The sequence below is a fragment of the Streptomyces sp. H27-D2 genome, from assembly GCF_035828615.1.
In the GTDB taxonomy this organism is placed as follows: domain Bacteria; phylum Actinomycetota; class Actinomycetes; order Streptomycetales; family Streptomycetaceae; genus Streptomyces.
This window is the reverse complement of sequence record NZ_JAYMZR010000219.1, coordinates 1-1,023: the sequence shown is the minus strand read 5'-3', so window position 1 is coordinate 1,023 and position 1,023 is coordinate 1. Positions and strand designations below refer to the sequence as shown.

Below are 1,023 nucleotides of genomic sequence, written 5' to 3'. Positions count from 1 at the left end.
CGGCCGCTCAGGCGGTTGTTCGACACCCTCGCGGTGCCGCTCGCCGATCCGCGCACCCCGGGCCTGCGCTATCGGCGCTGGCGCACCGTCGCCTTCGACGGATGCGCATCGCTGCACTGCCCGGACTCCGAACGCAACCGCGCCTGGCTCGGGCGTGCGGAGACCGGCCGCGGAGGGTTCCACGGCTACCCGCGCCTGCAAATGGTGACTCTGGTCGAGACCGGCACCCGTGGCCTGCTCGGTGCGGTGTTCGGACCACGCAGCACGGGAGAGATCACCTACGCCGCACGTCTGGTCGAACGGCTCGACCCCGGCATGCTGCTGCTCGCGGACCGCGCTTTCGACGGCGGCGAGTTCCTTACAGGGGTCCGGGCGACCGGAGCGCAGTTCCTGGTCCGCATGCGGACCGGCCGCAGGCTCCCTCGCCTCGCTGTGCTGCCTGACGGCTCGATCCTCACCCGGCTCGGCTCGCTCAACGTGCGCGTCATCCAGGCACAGGTCACCACGCACCTGGCCAACGGAGCCCACCTCACCAGCCATTACTCGCTGGCCACCAGCCTGCTCGATCACCGTGCCCACCCGGCACGCGAGTTGATCGAGCTGTACCACGAACGCTGGGAGATCGAATCGAGCTACCTCGCCCTGCGCCACACCCTGCTACGCGGCCGGGTTCTCCGCTCGATGGACCCGGCAGGACTCGAACAGGAACTGTGGTCCCTGCTCACCCTCTACCAAGTACTGCGCCACGCGATGGTCGACGCGGCCCGGACCCGGCCGGACCTCGATCCCGACCGAGCCAGCTTCACCACAGCTACCGCCACAGCCCAAGCCACGGTGATCCGGGCCACGGGGATCACCGACCAGCACGATCCCGCCCCGCCCGAGACCATCACCACCGCCCTCCTCTCCCACCTGCTGCCCGCCCGCCGAGCCCGGCTCTCAGCCCGCAAGGTCAAGTCCCCGATCTCCCGCTACGCCGGCCACCCGCTCGAAGAACGCCCCCTGACCAGCACACGGATCGCC

General features: G+C 70.3%; 1 protein-coding gene. It reads left to right on the top strand.

The genetic code is table 11. From position 1 onward, the window contains the following. Positions 1-15: 15 nt before the first annotated feature. Positions 16-1,023 (top strand): transposase (locus tag QMK28_RS33975; protein ID WP_326443555.1); only part of this gene is annotated, 1,008 nt, incomplete at its 3' end.